The organism is Acinetobacter sp. LT1 (assembly GCF_059800965.1).
In genome coordinates, this window is the sequence record NZ_JBBAXE010000021.1 from 39,544 (window position 1) to 58,347 (window position 18,804).

Sequence of the window (18,804 nt, forward strand, 5' to 3'; positions counted from 1 at the left end):
TAAGTCATGCATCTATCTAGAATTTTAGATAGATGCATTATTTTTTTAATAATAAAAATGTTTTGGCTTTGCATGCAAAAAGGCAGGAATCAACCCCGTTAAAGCCGCACGTATATCCGCACGCTCATTAATTAATTGATGAGAGCCCTCTTCAAGCATTAACAACGTTTGGAGTCTAAATTTACGACGAATAAATTCAATGTTGTAACGCCAATCAACCGTCTGATCAAGAGCACCTTGTGCAAGCCAGACTGGGATACGGCAAGCAGGTCGCTCTTCCATTTCCTGCATCCATTTTGACATTGCCAAAATCCAGTCCATACCCATCATTCGGGGTTGCAAAGGATCTTTTAAACGAATAAAACGCAAAAATTCAGGATTATGATTATTACGTCTAAAATGCCTTGGTACCTGACGCTTAATACGGCGAATAATGCCTAATCCAACGGGGTTATGCCACCACGCGGTTTTTGCAGGGCGAATTAACGGAGAAAGTAAAAGTACTCGATCTACAATCGGATCTTGGCGTTTTTCAGCATATTCTAATAAGTGATGCATCCAAATTGCTCCACCCGTACTTTGACCAATACCGACCCATGGTTTAGGTAACTGATCTGCATGTTTCACATATTGATAAACAGCCATCAAAACTTGCTGGTAATGATCAAAGTTTTTAATGCTGGCTGGTGAACCATCACTTAATCCATGCCCCGGCAAATCATAAGTAATGATACTAAAGCCCTGCTCAAGAATTTCACGAATGATTGGCTGGTAAATACCGCTATGCTCAAGATAGCCATGCAATAGACAAACTGTACCTTGTATTTTTTCTACTTTAGGTTTGAAAACTTGCACATGCAAACGGAATAAAGGCATTTGAACATAGCCTTGCCAATGGTCACATTCAAGTAAATGTAAACCATACAATTTGCGATAGGCCAGCAAATCACGAGAAGGTTCTTCTAATGTATTTAAATTAAGCGGACTCAAAACCTGCGGCGTAAGATCACGATTAGGAACCGGTAAATCTAATTGTTTTAATACGGCAGGATTGAGAAATGGAATATCTGACATTAAGGAACCTCTCGACAATCACTTGAGCCAAACAACATGTCACGAATTGTCGCAAGTAATTCATAATTTGCACGGCGGCTATGATCGTAATTTTGCACACTTGGTTGCCAACGTGTCAGTGGAGTTGGCATTGGAGCTACAACAGGAATAGTTTCTATACCATTTAAAGCAAAAAGTCGGCGTGTACGCGGCATATGATATTCATCTGTAACCAACATGACTGTTGGTGCCCCGCCTTTTTTCTGAAGCAATAAAGAGCTAAAACGGGTATTTTCACATGTATTCATACTCCGCTTTTCTAATAGCTTTGCATCAACACCGCGTTCTTTTAACCAAGCTTGCATATAAGGTGCTTCTACACCGCTAAGTACAATAGGCAGATGATTTTGTTTTTCAACTTCTAAAGTTTTTTCTAATCGCAATCGTGTATAGCCATTAACAACAATATCCTTACCATTTTTATCTAAGGTTAATCCTCCGCCCAACACAACAATTGCATAAGGCTCTGATAACTTTTTAGGTTGTACTGGTAATGGATTTTTACGCACATACTCGACTTTTTGTTCAGGTTCACTGACAGCTTTTTGATGCTCTGGTACCACAGGTTTTCTTGCTAAAAACTCTGTATATTGCTCAGTAAGCGCTTTATTTTCAGAACTATTAATAAAAAGTGCTTCGTCAACAGGACTACTCGCCTCATCTGCAGCATCAATTTCTGAGTTTTTAGCGACTAAAGGAACCGTTACAGATACGGCTTGCTCTTCCGAATCCTGTTCCTTTTCTTCTAAAAGAATAATTTGCTGCAAAGCTTTATAATTCTCTTGAATATAGGTCAGATCAGATGTTCTTTTTTCACGTAACGCTTGCTCTGTCAGTTTTAAATAGGCTTGACGAGCGATCCATAAATTCGAACCTGGCTCTAAATTATCATGCTCACTTAATGCAGCCTGTCTTTGGCTCTCAGCAGCGACTTGATTAACATCAACAGGTACAAAATAGTTAAGCCCAGCTACAATAAGTTTTGAATAAAATGGCGAATATAAAAAAACCACGAAACAGCCTAATAGTACAAATAGCACGGTGACTACTTGTACTAAACGTACCATTAAGTGTACTTTTGGCATAAAACTATTCCGTATGATTTTCAATTAAACCTAAACTGTTATAAAGCACAGGTTCTGGTTCTAACATAATATGGAAAAGCTGATCAACATCATGTTGTACAGCCTGATAAGTTTTCCTTACATCAGCTAGAGATGCATTGGCATAATTCACCAGAACTAATGCCTGTTTATGGAACATCCCTACCATATCGAGTTGCTTCCCTTTCCAACCCGCCTGATCAATTAACCATCCTGCTGCAATTTTAACGTTTCCGTTAGCTTGAGGATAATGTGGAATTGTTGAGAATTGTGTGACTAAGCGTTCAAACTCTTGAGGTTTAACAATCGGATTTTTAAAGAAACTCCCGACATTTGGATACTCTTTTGGATCAGGAAGTTTACTTTGACGAATATGGATGACCTGATTTTGTAAATTTTCGGCAGTCTGATTGTCTCCAACTGCTTGTTTCAAGTCGCCGTAGTTAAGTTTCAAATGCGGCTGTTTAAGCAATTTAAAAGTAACATGCGTGATAATGTAACGGTTTGGATCATCTTTAAAAATACTATGGCGGTAGGCGAAATGGCAGTCGGCCGCTAAAATTGTCTGAGTTTGCTTCAATTTACGGTCATACACTTGTACTGACTCAATAAACTCACCTACCTCTACCCCATATGCACCAATGTTTTGTACGGGTGAAGCACCGACTAATCCTGGAATAAGGGCTAAATTTTGCAAACCAAACCAGTTCTGTTCAGTGCTGTATAAAACAAAATCATGCCAGACTTGGCCTGCGCCTACTTTAACCCGCACAGAATCATCATCGTTTAATAAAACTTCAATTCCCTGAATATCAAGATGAATCACTAAAGCATTGATCTGCTGCGGTAATAACATATTACTACCGCCCGATAATACAAGTACATTTAACTGATGCTGCTCAGCAAACTCTAAAGCTGCTTCAATATCTTGAATATTGCCAACTTTAGTATAGTGAGAAACAGTTGCATCTAAACTTAAAGTATTGAATGGCTTAAGCTGTACTTGATTCTGAATTTGCATTGTGTTGAAAAACCTATTCTTAAACATTCAATTGTTTTTTTAAAATATTAACCCACGCCAAACTACTGGACTCACATTGATTGAGTACACGTTCAAAACCATCAGCACCGCCATAATAAGGATCAGGCAACGCTTGTTGTGGGTATTCAGGATCATGCTCACTCATTAAAGCTACTTTTGCACGAATTTGATGTGCGCCAAATTGGGAAACGGCTCTTTGCAACACGTCATGAATATCTTCAAAATTTTGATGATCCATTGCCAAAATCAAATCAAACTCTAAAAAGTCTTGAGTTGAAAGTTGTCTTGCACGTAAAGATGATAAGTCATAGCCCCTTTTCTTGGCATGCAACTGACTACGCTGATCAGGCGATTTATTGGGATGATAATTACTCGTTCCAGCTGAATCGACAACCACATTGAGTTGATGCGCGTCACAATAATGTCTGAAAACCACCTCAGCCGTGGGAGAACGGCAAATATTTCCTAAACAGACACATAACACCTTATATTGTGTTTCCATTAGAAATTACTTCCAAACATTTGAATTACATAAAAATAAACGGGATCATGCACAATCTTAACAGACTATAAGTTTATAAGAACCAAATTGACCAGCGTGACTTGTTGCATTTTGTCAAAACTCACTTGGGTTGAAAAGGAAAATAATGTTTATCAATAGATTAAAAGTTGATAAATCAGACGATAAATTAGCTAATCTTGTATTTTTGTAGTAATTAAATAAAAATAAAGCCCTAATTTATAGGGCATTACAAACATCACTTTGATGCAGTGATTAATTCAATCATTTCCTTTGTTGGTCTTAAGCTGCCTAACTGCCAATGTTCAGGAGGATGTTCATCAATTCTGATCCAAACATGTTCACGAAAAGCAGGATTTCCCTTTCCTTCTATTTCCACAAATAAATCCGTTATTCGCTTGAAAAGCTCAGCCTTACTATCTTTATCTAGTAAACCTTCTATAGTTTGTATATTTATAAATGGCATAATGCTACCTGAATTAAGGCTAGGTCTAAATTATAGACCCATACTAATTGGAGCTCCCAGTGATGTCAAATCAAATTATTCCGGATCATAAATTTCCAGTAGATGTATGTGGGATCTTCAAAATTACAGAAATATTGAATGACAGATGGACGATTCTCTTGTTAAGAGAAGCCTTCTATGGGGTAACAAAATTTAATGATTTTTTAGAAAATACAGGCATATCAAAGCAAATTTTATCTAATCGTCTAAAGCATCTCATCCAATTAGAAATATTTGAATTATCAATTTATAAAGAAGTTGGTGAGCGAGAACGTAAAGAATACTTACTCACTAAAAAAGGCAAAAGTCTAAATATTGTCTTACTCGCCATGCTTGAGTCTGGCGGTAATTTTATTGAAGCTGGTAAAGATGTGGTGAAAGTTTTTAATAAGAGTACTGATGATGAACTTAAATTAAAACTTGTTGATTCTTCTAATCAAGTTATAGATTTTAAGAATTTGGAACTTAAGCTCATTCATAGTAAAAAATAAATTTTTATAACTCAGCTACCCTGATCATAAAGTCTTCAGTATGCTTTTATAAAGAAATAAAAAAAGCCTACTCTTTCAAGTAGGCTTTCCCCTTATGACTTTTGCGCTGATCATTCAGGTTTATTGTTGTTTAAAGCAACGGAAGGATCTTACAGAAATACTTAAGAATAAAAAAGCTTATTTACTTAACTGAATGTAAGTACTCATAGGCTCCTTTTTCGTTACTCTCAAGTTTAATGACTGCATCCGTTTCATCATTTAGTGTCAGATTAAATACTTTTTCACCATCATATGAAATTTGGTGGCCCATACGAAACTCTGAATCAAGTGACTCAAGAATAATAAAATTTCCTTCGTTGTTCGAAGCGATATAGTAAGTGTTGTTCCGATGAACATATCTAATTGTGTACATCACTATTTAAATTCCACCTAAAAATTATGTTTTTTCTTAATAATAAAAAGATCCTTTTTCCCTTCTCAATCAGAAAAGATCCTACCGAAAACTAAACCCTCCCTTATTAATTATTACCCCTGATCATTTAGTATTTTTTCACCCTATACTATTAAATTGATATTACAGAAATACTTAATAATAAAAAACCCCGCCATTAGTCGATAGTTAGCGGGGTCTTTTGCGATTTAACTTTACTTTTATAGACTCATCTATCAGAGATATTTACCTCATTTCTGCAATAGAAAAATCATTTATTTTTAAAAAGCTTATCTGTCATAGTTCTATCAATTTTACTGCGACGCCCATTCTCAAAGTATCGATCAACATGGCATAGTTTTGTTTTAGTATCACAGAACACACCATTTGAGAGCGTAAACGCTGAAGTATCAAAATCACCTTGAGAGAAGGCTTTATTCGCTTTATAAGTGCCTAAGTATTTAGCTGTAAGCTTTTTAGAAACACCTTTTTTGTCAGCACAAATATATTTGTCACAAATTACACCTTTTGTAGGCGAATATACACTAGAGCTGGTTTTCGCGATTGCTGCCGAGCTAAGCATCAAACACGTACATCCCATAATACTAAGAAAAGTTTTAGAAATTTTCACTTTTTAGAACCGATAAAATTATAAATTGTTAAGGCATTATATAAATTAGAAGCTTGCCAGAAAATCTACAGATCCCTATAAATAACAAAAAGCCCACTTTTCGACGAGCGTTTAAATATCTTGGTAATCCTCACTTACATTTCGGACCCTACATTGCAAAAAAGTATTTATCTATGGGTGGCACAAGGCTTAAGAAAAGTATAGTCACGTCAGAACTACTTTATTTTAAAGTTTCTTATGCTAACTTATTCGGAGATTGAATCTTATAGAACCATTCAACAATAATGTTCAAAAATAAGGAAATAATGTATATGAGCCATTTTCAATTTCAAACTGTTCCAAATATCATCTCTGGCTTAGGCTCTATACAAGAATTACAGAATGTTTTGTCGTCAAATGCTTACCGTAAGTTATTGCTAGTCACCGATGCAGGCATGGTTAAAAATCAATTACACCACCCCATCCTGCAAATTTTAGATAACCTCAACATTGAATATGTCATCTATGCTGATGTGCAAGCTGATCCACCTGAACAAGTAGTACTAGATGCAGCCAATTACGCTAAACAGCAAAATGTTGATGCCATTATTGGTTTTGGTGGTGGTAGTTCTCTAGATGTTGCAAAAGTTATTGCTTTACTCGCCCACCCTAATCAGACCCAAAGTTTGCAAGAGATGTACGGCGTAAACCAAGTCACTACAGCTCGTCTTCCGCTTATTTTGATTCCTACTACAGCCGGTACAGGCTCAGAAGTAACGCCAATCTCAATTGTCACTACAGGTGAGACGACAAAGATGGGGATTGTCTCTCCAGTACTATACGCCGACACTGCGATTCTTGATGCTACTTTTACTCAAAACCTTCCAGCACATATTACCGCTGCAACAGGTATTGATGCGATGGTACATGCTATTGAAGCATATACCTCTAAACATAAAAAAAATATTTATACGGATATTTTAGCCAAGCATGCTTTGAAATTGTTAAACCATAACTTACCGAAAGTTCTTAAAGATGGTAACGATTTAGAAGCACGTCAAAACATGCTATTTGGTTCAATGCTCGCGGGTCAAGCCTTTGCAAACTCGCCCGTTGCTGCGGTACATGCTTTAGCTTATCCACTGGGCGGACATTTTCATTTGTCGCATGGTCATACCAACGCCCTAGTACTGGTTGAAGTATTAAAGTTTAATGCACCAAATGCAAAAAAATACTATGCAGAGCTTATGCAATGGCTTGATCCATATAGTAATGGCAGCACCGATGGTTTATGTGATCTGTTTATTGACCACATGCAGAACCATTTAGACCGTAGTGGTTTGACTTTAAGACTTAGTGATTTAGGTATTGACGAGTCCAGCTTACCTCGACTTGCTCAAGATGCCATGCTGCAAACCCGTTTACTACAAAATAACCCACGTGACATGACAGAAGCCGCTGCTTTGGCAATTTATCAGGCGATTCATTAATGACTAAACCAGTTTTAAAAACGCGTGGTCAATTTAAGTTCTTTTTGGACATTCAAACACGTTGGGCAGATAACGATATTTATGGTCATGTGAATAATGTGACTTACTATAGTTATTTTGATACAGCGGCCAATGCTTTGCTCATCCAAAAAACAGGTTTTGATATTCATAAAGCAAAAGCAATTGGGTTAGTGGTCGATTCAGCTTGTAGTTTTCTTCAGGAATTGTCATTTCCAGAAATTATTCAAGTAGGTGTTGCGATTGGTAAAATCGGTACGACTTCATTGCGTTATGAATTAGCAATCTTTAAACAAGGTCAGAACCAAGCCTCAGCTCAAGGACATTTTGTACATGTGTTTGTTGATCGCGAAACGCGTAAGACTGTGCCAATTTCCGAGACAGTTCGTGAGGTTTTAGAGAATTTCTTATTATAAAAAATGAGGCAAAAAGAAAATACACAGCTCTTTTTGCCTCATTTTAGCTTACATCATTGCAGGGTCACTAAAGGAATCTTCACCCGTTTCGACTCGACCAGCAAAACGTCGGTAATAATATGGATCACTCTGACTGGTGATTTCAAAATCATACCAATGCCCTACATCAGCTAACGCCCAATGTTGCTTAACAACCTGTCCCGCTTTTACGGTAAGTTGCAGCGGCGCATCTTGTCGATATGCACAAGGTTTTACTGTCAATATTGTATCCTTAGTACCATCATTCATAAGTTCGACATAAACATCACCATTGGCAATGTCATAGCACACTCGAATTTCAGGTTTAATACCACTATCAACAATACGTTGAGTATTCCCTTTGAAATGACGATGGTAGCCATTTGGGCCAAGTACCCATAGGTCATAACGGCCCAAGTTATCTTTTAAAGCGTCCCATTCATCATCTAAAGTTTTATTCGGCTCAACAATATAACGCTTTGGAATACGGTCTAAGTTGAGCTTGTCATATACATGGAAAACAGCTGCTTGCTGACCTGTATTAGAGAAAATCAATTGCACTTTACCATCAGTATTACAGCGCGCGCTGGTGTGCAGTTCGTAAGGTAGTGCACGCGACAGACGTATGCCACTTTGCTGAATCGGTAACTTAATATCCGTTGGTACAGGCACAGCTGGCAAAGCTTCTTGATATTCTCTTAACTCATCGGCCTGCACACGTGTTTGTTTACCATTCAGCTGCGGTAAAACATCTGCATTTGGTGTTTTAAAATTAAATGCACTAGTTAAATCGCCACATACTGCACGGCGGTATGGACTGATATTCGGCTCTTTCACACCAAAACGTTTTTCTAAAAACATGAGCACAGAAGTATGATCAAACACTTGAGAGTTCACCCAACCACCACGGCTCCATGGGGAAATCACATATAACGGAACACGAGGGCCTGGTCCATAAACTCGTCCATCAGGTGTAGGCTGTGAATGACTTCCCTCAGGTGCAGCATGATCAAAATATTCGTCCTGCATATCGGCACTACTTAATGTCGATTTACCTGCGTACTGGCCATTTTTGAGTCGAGATGGCGCTGATGGCGACGGCACATGGTCAAAGTAACCATCATTTTCATCGAAATTGATAATGAGTGCTGTTTTACTCCAAACCTCTGGCACGGCAGTTAAAGCATCAATAATTTCTTGAATAAACCAAGCCCCTTGAACTGGGCTTGAAGGGTCTGGATGTTCGCAATAAATCGATGGCGCGTTAATCCAAGAGACTTGAGGTAATTTACCTTCCCGAATGTCGCGTTTAAAAGCGTCAAGATATTCTTCTGGTTTATTGCCCGGTAGCGTATTTGCAATGCCCTTATATAATGGATTTTTGGCATTATCCGTTGCAGCATCATAGGCTTTATAAGGTAGTTTTTGACCCGTATCCGCATACGGTTTATTCGGTTCTCCGCCACTTGCAACCGGATAACCAGAAGCAATGTTCGCCTTTCTAAATGAACGAAATGCCCCAAGCATGTTATCGCCCCATTCATCCGGCATATTTTGATAACAAATCCAACTTACCCCTGCTTCTTCTAAGCGTTCGGCATAAGTTTTCCATGTATAACCACGGTCTGCCGTCTCCGGGTTACCATCAATCCAGTCCCACTCATTGTTTACAAACGAACGCTTGGTCGGTGTTGCACCATTTGTACCAGTTAAATGATAAGAACGGTTTGCATCTGTTCCAGTGTGCATAGAGCAATGGTAGGCATCACAAATCGTAAAAGCATTTGCAAGCGCAAACTGATATGGAATTTCTTTTTCTTTAAAATAACCCATTGAGATATCAGTTTTATGAGTTGGCCAGTTCGCCATACGCCCATTGTCCCAAGCCAGCTGACTGTCGTTCCAAGTATGTGGCGTACCATCTGCACGCTGTGCATTATTGGCTGTACCATCTAAGTGAAAAGGCGTTAAAACTTGCCCATTACTTCTAAGCTGCTCCCACACACGGCGGCCACTTGGCAGTGGAATTGTAAAACGGTCAGCAAAACCTCGAACACCTTTTAACGTTCCAAAGTAATGATCAAAAGATCGGTTTTCCTGCATTAAAATAATAACGTGTTCGACATCCTGAATGGTGCCAGTTTTATTGTTTGCAGGAATTGCTAAAGCTTTTTGAATACTAGATGGGAAAGCTGCCAATGCCGCAGCACCAAAACCCATATTTAAAGAATAATTTAAAAATTTACGACGTGTAATCATGATCAGGTTCTTTTTATTATTTAAGTTTATGGAGCACAGCGCATTACAGGCTTTTTACCTGTTTCTGGTGTATTTGAATTATCATTTGCCGAGTCGTTACAACCACTCAGCAGAATCGCGCCGATTAATAAAAAATATGAATATTTAAAACTATTTATTCCAGTGGATTGCCTTTTCATGACGATATATAGTCCATTTAAAATCTAAAATGGCTAACATAGAAAAGTACAATGACAGTGACATGACCCAAATATTTCAATCCAGTGAAAAATATGAAAAGTCTATTATTTTCATATTCTGCACCAGATCAAAAATCAGATGAATTTAAGGCTTTAATTGAATATTTTGTAGTTCACCATCAAAAGTTTCTATGAGACTCTTAATCACGAGCTGTTGCTGTAATAGCTCAACTGCTCTATGAAAGGCTTTTTCTTTACGTGCACTTTGAATGGTATAAGGGGTAGATGTATTCAAAACACCATATTCAACTGTAAATTGAGTATTCGGCCATTGCTCATTTAATGCATCAATAAGGCCTTGTTGTAATTGGGTCAGCATATTTTCATATTCTTGAGGAATATGGAAAATAGTATTGCCACCAATTTCACCAATCATCACACCATGTTGAGCAAGTTCTTGAACGGCTGGAGAAAGCTGACTATTTCTAAACCAATATTCCCACTTTTCGAGTGTCCACTCACCTTCCAAAACTTGAGGAGAAAGCTTCAAGATATCTTGAGGCATCAACTGACCGTTATCAGTTGCACTAGGCTCTTTTACAACGGCAACTGTTTCAACAACTTCAGCCTGCACCAATGATTGCTGCTCAACAACAGGTTCAGAAGACAAATCAGGAGTTATAGGCGCATCTTGACCAAGGGAAAATTCAGCGCTAGGCGTTTCAAATAAACCCATAGGTTCAGCAGTGAAAGCTGGTTCAGGTTCAATATTTTTAGTTTGTGTTTCTGCCTGAACTTGTACCAACTTTTGTTCTGGTACAGGAATGAAATCTTCCTCTAGAACACTAACAGTCTCTTGAACAGAAGCTGACTCAAACCCAATCAACTCATGATAATTTGGGTCAAATACCATTAAATCCTGATTAGACTTTGGTTCAGGTTCAGGTTCAGGTTCAGGTTCAGGTTCAGGTTCAGGTTCAGGTTCAGGTTCAGGTTCAGGTTCAGGTTCAGGTTCAGGTTCAGGTTCAACCATAGCGGGCTGGTTAATAACTTCAACAGGTTGAACCGTATTTACTGGAGTAATCTCTTGGACTGTTGGCTGAGCTTGTGAATTTAGACCTACTTCTGCTTGTCCATTTTGTTGAACAGGCTCTGACACCACAATTTCATTTGGTGCTAAAGGACGGAATGCCAACAAGCGTAAAACACACATTTCAAAACCTTGCTCTTGCGTCACGGCAAGTTGCAAGTCTGAACGTCCTTTACATGCGATTTGGTAATAAAGCTGTAAATCTTGAGCAGAAATCAACTTAGACAGTTGCATGATTTTGCGATTGATTTCATCGCTATATTTCAAACTCAAATCAGGTAGATATTGCAAAATTGCCAATTCATGCAATGTCGAAATCAACTGATCAAGCACCAGTGAAACATCTAACGCTTGATGTCTAAATTGCAATAAAAGCTGACTAACTTTCTCACGTTGGTTCTGATGAATCGCTAAAATCAAATCATAAATAATTGTACGATCAATCAAGCCAAGCATTTCTTTAACATCTTGATGATGTACAGAACCTTGACCATAAGCAATCGCTTGGTCAGTTAAAGATAGTGCATCACGCAGTGAACCTTGAGCAGATTCAGCAATTTGCCAAATTGCATCCTGATCAGCATTAATTTGCTCTTTTTCAAGAATAGCGCCAAGATGCTTGGTAATTTCATCAACGGCTAAAGGTCGTAGAGTAAATTGCAAACAACGTGAAATGACTGTAATCGGTAGCTTTTGTGGGTCAGTCGTGGCAAACAGAAATTTAACGTGTTCAGGTGGTTCTTCTAGTGTTTTTAATAACGCATTAAAAGAATGCGTCGATAGCATATGTACTTCGTCAATCAGGTAAACCTTAAAACGTCCTTGCGTTGGCGCATAAGGAACGTTGTCTAAAAGTTCACGTGTATCTTCTACTTTTGTTCTTGAAGCAGCATCAATTTCGATCAGGTCAATAAAACGGCCTTCGTTTACCGCTTTACACGTTGCGCAGACTTCACATGGTGTAGAAGTTACACCCGTTTCGCAGTTCAAACACTTGGCTAAAATACGTGCAATTGTAGTTTTACCTACACCACGCGTTCCTGTAAATAAATAAGCATGGTGAAGACGACCGCGTTCCAATGCACTACTTAATGCACGAGAAACATGGTTTTGCCCCACTAACTCATTGAAATTACGTGGACGGTATTTTCTAGCAAGTACTTGATACATGTATGCTCCTTGTTACAGGCATAAGCATACTTTGTTTTTAAAAGAGTGTGAACGCATAAAGCTCATATCCGTACAGATAAACTGCGAACTGACTTCTTTTCTCTACCAGAACCGTTTATTTGTCTAAGGATGATCATGGTGTAACTCCTGATCTGTAACACCCTCATCCATCCTTTGCACGAGTCCCACACCATCCTTAATTTCAGCCGAATAATTTCCCTTCTCGGTAAAAATTTGCATGATCGTATAATGGTCTTTTTGACTTTGAGTAATGGTAAAGAAATTCTGATTCGGATCGCCCTGATCAAATTTACCGGTCCACCGAACAATATCTTGGTCAACAGGTTCGATTTCTACAATTTTACCCGTGCGATTAATGCCATATTCCAACATTTGGAACTTAACAGTGTCACCCACTTTTTTAAGTTCAATCACATTTGGATCATATTTAATGACCATACCTTCTGCATTTTTAATTAGTGGAAAATTAACATTAGAAGGCAGTTGATCCTTTTCTATTTCATTAAAAACAATCTGTTGCTGAGACAATCTTTCTTTTTCGGACGAACTCAAATTCAGTATATTTTGACGAGCAAATTCATTCTGATTATCTGCCAGTTTTTGCCCACTCCCTTGCCCATTTTCTGAAGACGATGTTAAAGCAGAAGAGCTTTGCTGTGAAAAGGCAAACCAGATTAAAACTGCTAACGCCACACAAGCGATAGCAGTTCCTATTAACAATTTATTTTTCTTCATTATTTACAGCTAAAAATAGAGATTAGTTATATAGAGAAATTTTCTGTGCATTCAGATTAATGACACTGACCGCATCAATTTTTCCTTCTACACCTAAACGTACACCATATTTAGGGTTATATAGATAGGGACTCGAATAAAAATTAATGTTATTACCACCCATTGCAGTACTTCCTAAAGGATGAGCAAAGCCTGAACCAATATTGGTTGAGCCATTATGGTATAGGCCAAGATTATGCCCAACTTCATGACGCATAGCAGCGAAAGAACAACCTGCAATATCATTTGCACCAATCATATTATATGCAGAAGCATTAATCCAAGCCCAACCACAACCACCATCACCAGGTTCATTACCTTGATAATAAACACCGTCTGCCAATACACGTTTACGCTCATTTTGTACCGTGGTGTCATCTCGTCCAGACGAGATTGCTTCTTTTAAAGTGGTAGCAGGGATTTTATAAGTTAGATAACCTACATCTCTTAAATAAAAACGTGCATTCGAATTTTCAGCAGTTAAATTCGTTAAATTTACGCCTTCAATCATTCTAAGTTTTGCAGCGCTCTCTCCTAAAATTGAGTTTACCTCTGGGCTAGAAACCAACAACATATCAATTGTATAACTATCTACTGTCCAGCCTTGAGCGGTGTATATAAAACGGCGATTTTCACCATTTTTAATTGCGGTAGACAAGCCATTAGCAGCATTAATATAGGTGTCTGCCGATGCATTTGACACAATAACAACTTTATCGCCGACTTGAGCTTTAGCAGGTAGTTGTAAGGTTGGCTGCCAATTTGAGGTAGAAAGTTTTACCTTTAAAGTAGGCTGAGTCATATTCGGTAAAGTTGCAGGGATTGTTGCGGCTGAATCAATCACCTTTGTAGGTGAAGAGATCAATTGCCAATATCCTTTGTCGCTTACATACATAAACTCATATTGATCGCCTGTTTTAAGCGTTAAAGTCGCTTGGCTATTAATATTAGTATTATTAATTTTTGCAGACCAAGTCGCTGTAGACTTGATAATAATTCTATCCCGATCACTTGCAGTGGTAGACAAAGTGAAATTGGAAACCCAGTTTCCATCTCCAAATGAAATTTCTGTAAGTGGACTATTAACTGTCGCTAATGACGTTCCAATTTGCTGAACATTTAGCTTCTGTGGTTTTATATATTCTGGAACCCATTTTCCTAAAGCAGAATAATATTTAAACCAATATTCAGATCCATTTTTTAATATAAAACTGCTCGGGAATAGTAAATTTGTTTTATCAATGTCCGAACTTGCACTTGCTGTAGAAACAACTTGTACGGTTGTTCCATCACGTACATCACTCGGTAATGCTATGGTTTGTGCCCATTTGTCATTTTGAATAAGTACTTTTTGCATTGATGCAGTTGTTAATGGAACGACTTCATAGGTCGCACCATTAGTAGGACTCACTGTCGCTAACTGAGCGATCCATTTATTTTGACTACTATTAAAGATGAATTGGTAAACATCACCACTATTTATCTTTAAAACCTCTAACGGAATATTGATATTAGAAGTATCTAGATAACTACTATAGGCAGCACTAGAACGAATTGTAATTTTGTCCAAATTATTAGCACTTGTGGGTAAAGTGAGGTTTTTGACCCAATTCCCATTTGCTAGATTAAATTCTAAATCTGAATAACCGGATGGAATTGATCCACTATTATTATTCTGATTTGGTGAAAGTACAGTTGCGGCATATACAAGTGAAGACGCAACAATTGCTCCAATAATGAGTGATGTTTTTAATTTAAAATTCACAGCAGCCTCTTTTATTTGTTTTTAGATTTTTCGAATAGCAGGTTAGCAAACTATTTTTACACAGTCAATTTCACAAAAATTAATTTTTCATTAAATTTCAATTACATGACTACTGAATCATTTTGAAATAAAAATATGAACCTTTTTAAAGAATAGTTTATTTATGAGAATTAAATAACCAATTTTTAATATGTAGAAAATATTAAAAAGATATTTAAGGATAAAAAGAAAGGTAGTGTCTCTTTTTATCCTTTAATTTTAATTTACTTTCTTTGGAAAACTCAACCAGACAAATACAGTTAAAAGGAAGAAACAAATAGCTGAAATGGTAAGCACCCAACTATGCGCATAGCTAAAAGCTTGCTGTGCAACTGCAATTAATTGTCCTCCCAAAGGATTTTCAAGGTTAGATGCTAATTGCATGGTTTCTCCAATCGAGATACTCGCTTTTTCAATTAAGTCCGTTGGAAGCTGTTCTGGCAAAATAATTGAACGACTATAAAACCAAGATAACATTAACCCAAATATAGCAACGCCCAAACCAGCCCCAAGTTCATAGGCCATGCCTTCAATCGCACCTGCTGCACTCGCCTTTTGCGGAGGTACAGATGACATAATGGCGGCAGTTGAAGCCAGTAAGGCAATTTCAATGCTAAAGCCTAAAAAGACCATACATGTCCATGCTAAAAAGTGGTCGGTTGAAAAGTTGAGCTGGGCAAGCCCCCATAGACTAAATCCACTTATTAAAATACCAACAGTAGATACAAGTCTAAGCCCCCATTTATTTAAACAAATTCCAGCTAATGGACCACCTAAACTAATCGCGATCATGAATGGAATAATAAACATTGCTGCCTGTAATGGAGAAAAACCATGTACAAACTGCAACTCTTGAGACAAAAGTAATTCAAAGCCAACCAAAGCAATCATGGAAACAACAGCCATGACAATGCTGGTAGAAATCACTGGATGTTTAAACAATCCCAAATCAATCATTGGCGTCGTAGCTCTTTTTTGGCTTCGAATGAAGTGGATTAAAGTACTTATACCAATTACAAACATCACGACTGTAAGTACCGAGAAGTTATACATTGCCGATTTGATTGAATAGATCAGGCTTAAAATGGCTACAACCAAGATTAAAGCTTGTCCTAAATTAATTGGCTGATCAGTCTTCTCTTGTTGTTTAGGAATGATCATTACAATCATAACCAGAACCACTAAAATAATCGGGATATTGATAAGGAATACAGCTCCCCAATGGAAGTGTTCTAGTACAAATCCACCAACCAATGGACCAAAAGCTGCTCCGCCACCACCCACTGTAGACCAAAGACCAAGTGCAAAATTTCTCTGCTTTTCTTCGGTAAAGGCATTACGGATGCCGGATAAAGTGGCAGGAATAAGCATAGCTGCCCCTAGCCCTAAGACAGCACGAGAAGCAATTAAGGCATAGGCAGTTGGAGAAAAAGCCGCAGCTAACGAACCCACACCAAAAACTGCGGTTCCTATAAATAATAATTTTTTAAAGCCGATACGATCACCGAGTGCACCCATTGGCAAAATCAAACCCGCCATAATCAGTGAATAAATATCAATAACCCATAAAAGCTGATTGGCAGTTAAATTCAATGCTGCACTTAAAGATGGTGTTGCAACATGCATCACCGTTGCATCAATCGTAACCGGTAAATAAATAAGGACGATAATTGTCAGGATTAACCATTTTTTTTGCATAACGCTCTTCAATATCCAAAACTTGGACATGTGTTCAAATTATGGTTATTATATACACAATTGGACACTTGTCCAACTTTTAGTTTTAATGTAATTTATGTCAAATTGATTCAGATGAAAAAACATGGCCTATCTTAATCGCGATCAACGCAGAGAAATGATTCTGCAAGCTGCCATGCAAGTTGCTTTGGCTGAAGGTTTTACAGCCATGACGGTACGTAGAATCGCAACAGAAGCACAAACCTCTACCGGACAAGTTCACCACCACTTTTCTTCGGCATCTCATTTAAAAGCTGAAGCTTTTTTAAAGCTGATGGAACAGCTCGATGAAATTGAACAAACTCTCCAAACAACCAGCCAATTTCAAAGACTCTTCATCCTATTGGGTGCAGAAAATATCGACAAACTTCAGCCCTACTTACGTTTATGGAATGAAGCTGAACTATTGATTGAGCAAGATGCAGAAATACAAAAGGCTTATAACCTTGCCATGCAAAGTTGGCATGAAACAATTGTGCAAGCGATTGAGTGTGGCCAAAAAGAAGGTGAATTTAAAAACAGATCAAATTCCACAGACATTGCATGGCGACTCATTGCCTTTGTTTGCGGCTTAGAAGGTATTTATAAACTTGGTTTACATGGTTTAGCTGAAGAAGACTTCAAGCGCCATACCGAAGCGATTATTCGCCTAGAATTATTATAAATGTTGAGCTGGCATTGATTAGAATGCCAGCTTTAAAATACTAAAATTAGAACCAGCCTTTACGACCTTTTAAAATTTGGTCGATGCAACGTAAGGCTTCTTGGGTCAGCCCCCACAAACGATAATCGCCTGTAATTGAACCAATCTGGAAGTTATGGGTATAGGCAAAGCTAAGATCACGCTCAGGATCGCACCACGCTCCTGAACCATTGTAACCAATATGCCCAAAACCATTTTTTGCACGTTTGCCCATGGTAATAATACGGTGATATCCTAAGCGCCAATTCATCGGTATTGGCATGACACGATCACGTGCATAACTTTGAATAGTACTAAGTTCTTTAAATACTTCTGGGCGAATAAGTTGCTGTCCATCCCATTCACCTTGATTTGCTAGCATCGCATAAATTTTAGCAAGACTATTTGCAGTAAATGTGCCGTTTGCTGCTGGAATGACTGCTTGCAACCCCTCGTCACTAAAGAAACTAAGATGTTTCATTCCTTTTGGAATCATGGCATCTTGAAAGTCTTGAGGGTCTTGTCCAGTCCACGTAATCATTTTTTCAGAGAGTGAACTCTTGCGCGTCTGTGGCTTTTTAGGTTTTTCAACTTGAGTAGACGCTGGTTTTTTTGGTTTTGGTTGAATAATTAAACGTGCTACACGATCCAACTCATTTTCAGGCGTCCCAAAATAAGCACCGTCTAACTGCAACGGTTCAACAAGATATTTTTGCATGAGCTGATCTAAAGATTGACCAGTTGCTTTTTCAAGTACACCACCCACAAGCCAACCAAATGTTAAAGCTTGATAAGCATTACCCTCTCCTGCAAGAAATCTTGGCTTAGTCGCCGCGACCACATCTAACATATGTGACCAGTCGAGCATTTCTCGCGCACTTTCGATGATATTTCGCACATCAAACATGCCGCTTTGATGGCTGAGCACATGACGCAATGTCATTTGCTCTTTTCCATTTTGAGCAAACTCAGGCCAATAAGTCGAAATTGGTTTGTCGTATTCTAAAAAACCTTCACTTACTAAAATATGCGCTAAAGTTGCAAGTATGCCCTTACCTGTAGAATAGCAGACTGCCAATGTGTCAGGTTGCCAAGCTTCAGTTTGTGATTTTAGACCGGTGTAGATATCTACAACTTTCTGACCTCTAAAATAAACCGCTAAAGCAGCTCCACCTTGTCCTGTTCTAGCATCTTGAAGACGGCTAAACTGGTGAGCTAAATCAATAAAACGTTCATCTAAAATACCGTGATAGTTATGGGTATCGGCCAGTAAAATTTCTTTAATCACATGAAGTTCCTTGCATTTTTTGTTATTTTGCTCAAAAGCAGCCC

The 18,804-nt window shown here is 38.1% G+C and carries 18 protein-coding genes; 4 read left to right on the forward strand and 14 right to left on the reverse strand.

The features are described 5' to 3' along the window. Nucleotides 1–45: 45 nt before the first annotated feature. The 5 genes from WBW42_RS16840 to WBW42_RS16860 all read right to left on the reverse strand — a co-directional run bounded on the left by WBW42_RS16840 (nt 46) and on the right by WBW42_RS16860 (nt 4,244). Nucleotides 46–1,074, reverse strand: coding sequence for an alpha/beta hydrolase (locus WBW42_RS16840; RefSeq protein WP_002115207.1), 1,029 nt, complete (start codon nt 1,072–1,074; stop codon nt 46–48). Further along, a complete protein-coding gene (locus WBW42_RS16845; protein ID WP_032055804.1) occupies nt 1,074–2,198 on the reverse strand; it encodes a YdcF family protein in 1,125 nt (374 codons plus the stop codon). The genes WBW42_RS16840 and WBW42_RS16845 overlap by 1 nt, the downstream gene beginning before the upstream one ends. Before the next feature lie 4 nt (nt 2,199–2,202). Further along, nucleotides 2,203–3,237 (reverse strand): UDP-N-acetylmuramate dehydrogenase, encoded by a 1,035-nt coding sequence (gene murB / locus WBW42_RS16850; protein WP_032055802.1) that lies wholly within the window; start codon nt 3,235–3,237, stop codon nt 2,203–2,205. Between the two features lie 19 nt (nt 3,238–3,256). Beyond that, nucleotides 3,257–3,760 (reverse strand): low molecular weight protein-tyrosine-phosphatase, encoded by a 504-nt coding sequence (locus WBW42_RS16855; protein WP_032005952.1) that lies wholly within the window; start codon nt 3,758–3,760, stop codon nt 3,257–3,259. Nucleotides 3,761–4,016: 256 nt separating this feature from the next. After that, nucleotides 4,017–4,244, reverse strand: a complete 228-nt coding sequence (locus WBW42_RS16860; protein ID WP_002115197.1) for a tautomerase family protein — start codon at nt 4,242–4,244, stop codon at nt 4,017–4,019. A gap of 62 nt (nt 4,245–4,306) precedes the next feature. Here WBW42_RS16860 and WBW42_RS16865 point away from each other — a divergent pair, with 62 nt between their 5' ends. Continuing rightward, nucleotides 4,307–4,774: a winged helix-turn-helix transcriptional regulator gene (locus tag WBW42_RS16865; RefSeq protein ID WP_017480922.1), complete on the forward strand. Its 468-nt coding sequence runs from the start codon at nt 4,307–4,309 to the stop codon at nt 4,772–4,774. A gap of 181 nt (nt 4,775–4,955) precedes the next feature. Here WBW42_RS16865 and WBW42_RS16870 read toward each other — a convergent pair whose 3' ends face one another. Together WBW42_RS16870 and WBW42_RS16875 are read right to left on the reverse strand one after the other, a co-directional pair. Further along, nucleotides 4,956–5,186 (reverse strand): hypothetical protein, encoded by a 231-nt coding sequence (locus tag WBW42_RS16870; RefSeq protein ID WP_005068773.1) that lies wholly within the window; start codon nt 5,184–5,186, stop codon nt 4,956–4,958. A 289-nt stretch (nt 5,187–5,475) separates the two neighbouring features. Further along, nucleotides 5,476–5,805: a YcgJ family protein gene (locus WBW42_RS16875; protein WP_185126873.1), complete on the reverse strand. Its 330-nt coding sequence runs from the start codon at nt 5,803–5,805 to the stop codon at nt 5,476–5,478. Nucleotides 5,806–6,146: 341 nt separating this feature from the next. On the opposite strand from WBW42_RS16875, the gene WBW42_RS16880 reads away from it, so the two are divergent. Beyond that, a complete protein-coding gene (locus WBW42_RS16880; protein WP_032055798.1) occupies nt 6,147–7,304 on the forward strand; it encodes an iron-containing alcohol dehydrogenase in 1,158 nt (385 codons plus the stop codon). Next, on the forward strand, nt 7,304–7,738 hold the full coding sequence (locus WBW42_RS16885) for an acyl-CoA thioesterase (RefSeq protein ID WP_032055796.1): 435 nt from the start codon (nt 7,304–7,306) through the stop codon (nt 7,736–7,738). The genes WBW42_RS16880 and WBW42_RS16885 overlap by 1 nt, the downstream gene beginning before the upstream one ends. Nucleotides 7,739–7,786: 48 nt before the next feature. Here WBW42_RS16885 and WBW42_RS16890 read toward each other — a convergent pair whose 3' ends face one another. From WBW42_RS16890 to amvA, 6 genes are all read right to left on the reverse strand, one after another. Beyond that, entirely contained in the window at nt 7,787–10,015 is a 2,229-nt protein-coding gene (locus WBW42_RS16890) for a phosphocholine-specific phospholipase C (protein WP_498478928.1), read from the reverse strand. 26 nt (nt 10,016–10,041) lie between these two features. Then, nucleotides 10,042–10,194 carry a hypothetical protein gene (locus tag WBW42_RS16895; protein WP_155394911.1) on the reverse strand — a complete coding sequence of 51 codons (153 nt, stop codon included), beginning with the start codon at nt 10,192–10,194 and terminating at the stop codon, nt 10,042–10,044. Nucleotides 10,195–10,339: 145 nt separating this feature from the next. Next, a complete protein-coding gene (locus WBW42_RS16900; RefSeq protein WP_251794107.1) occupies nt 10,340–12,454 on the reverse strand; it encodes a DNA polymerase III subunit gamma/tau in 2,115 nt (704 codons plus the stop codon). A gap of 123 nt (nt 12,455–12,577) precedes the next feature. Next, on the reverse strand, nt 12,578–13,210 hold the full coding sequence (gene cpaB / locus WBW42_RS16905) for a metalloprotease secretion chaperone CpaB (RefSeq protein WP_032055791.1): 633 nt from the start codon (nt 13,208–13,210) through the stop codon (nt 12,578–12,580). A 22-nt stretch (nt 13,211–13,232) separates the two neighbouring features. Further along, nucleotides 13,233–15,014 (reverse strand): metalloendopeptidase CpaA, encoded by a 1,782-nt coding sequence (gene cpaA, locus WBW42_RS16910; protein WP_032055789.1) that lies wholly within the window; start codon nt 15,012–15,014, stop codon nt 13,233–13,235. A 258-nt stretch (nt 15,015–15,272) separates the two neighbouring features. Further along, nucleotides 15,273–16,751, reverse strand: coding sequence for a multidrug efflux MFS transporter AmvA (gene amvA, locus WBW42_RS16915; protein WP_032055787.1), 1,479 nt, complete (start codon nt 16,749–16,751; stop codon nt 15,273–15,275). Between the two features lie 124 nt (nt 16,752–16,875). Between amvA and WBW42_RS16920 the strand changes: the two genes are divergently transcribed. Next, on the forward strand, nt 16,876–17,454 hold the full coding sequence (locus WBW42_RS16920) for a TetR family transcriptional regulator (RefSeq protein WP_016145712.1): 579 nt from the start codon (nt 16,876–16,878) through the stop codon (nt 17,452–17,454). A gap of 46 nt (nt 17,455–17,500) precedes the next feature. Here the strand turns inward: WBW42_RS16920 and WBW42_RS16925 are convergent, their stop codons facing one another. Beyond that, nucleotides 17,501–18,760 carry a serine hydrolase domain-containing protein gene (locus tag WBW42_RS16925; protein WP_032063421.1) on the reverse strand — a complete coding sequence of 420 codons (1,260 nt, stop codon included), beginning with the start codon at nt 18,758–18,760 and terminating at the stop codon, nt 17,501–17,503. Nucleotides 18,761–18,804: the final 44 nt, after the last annotated feature.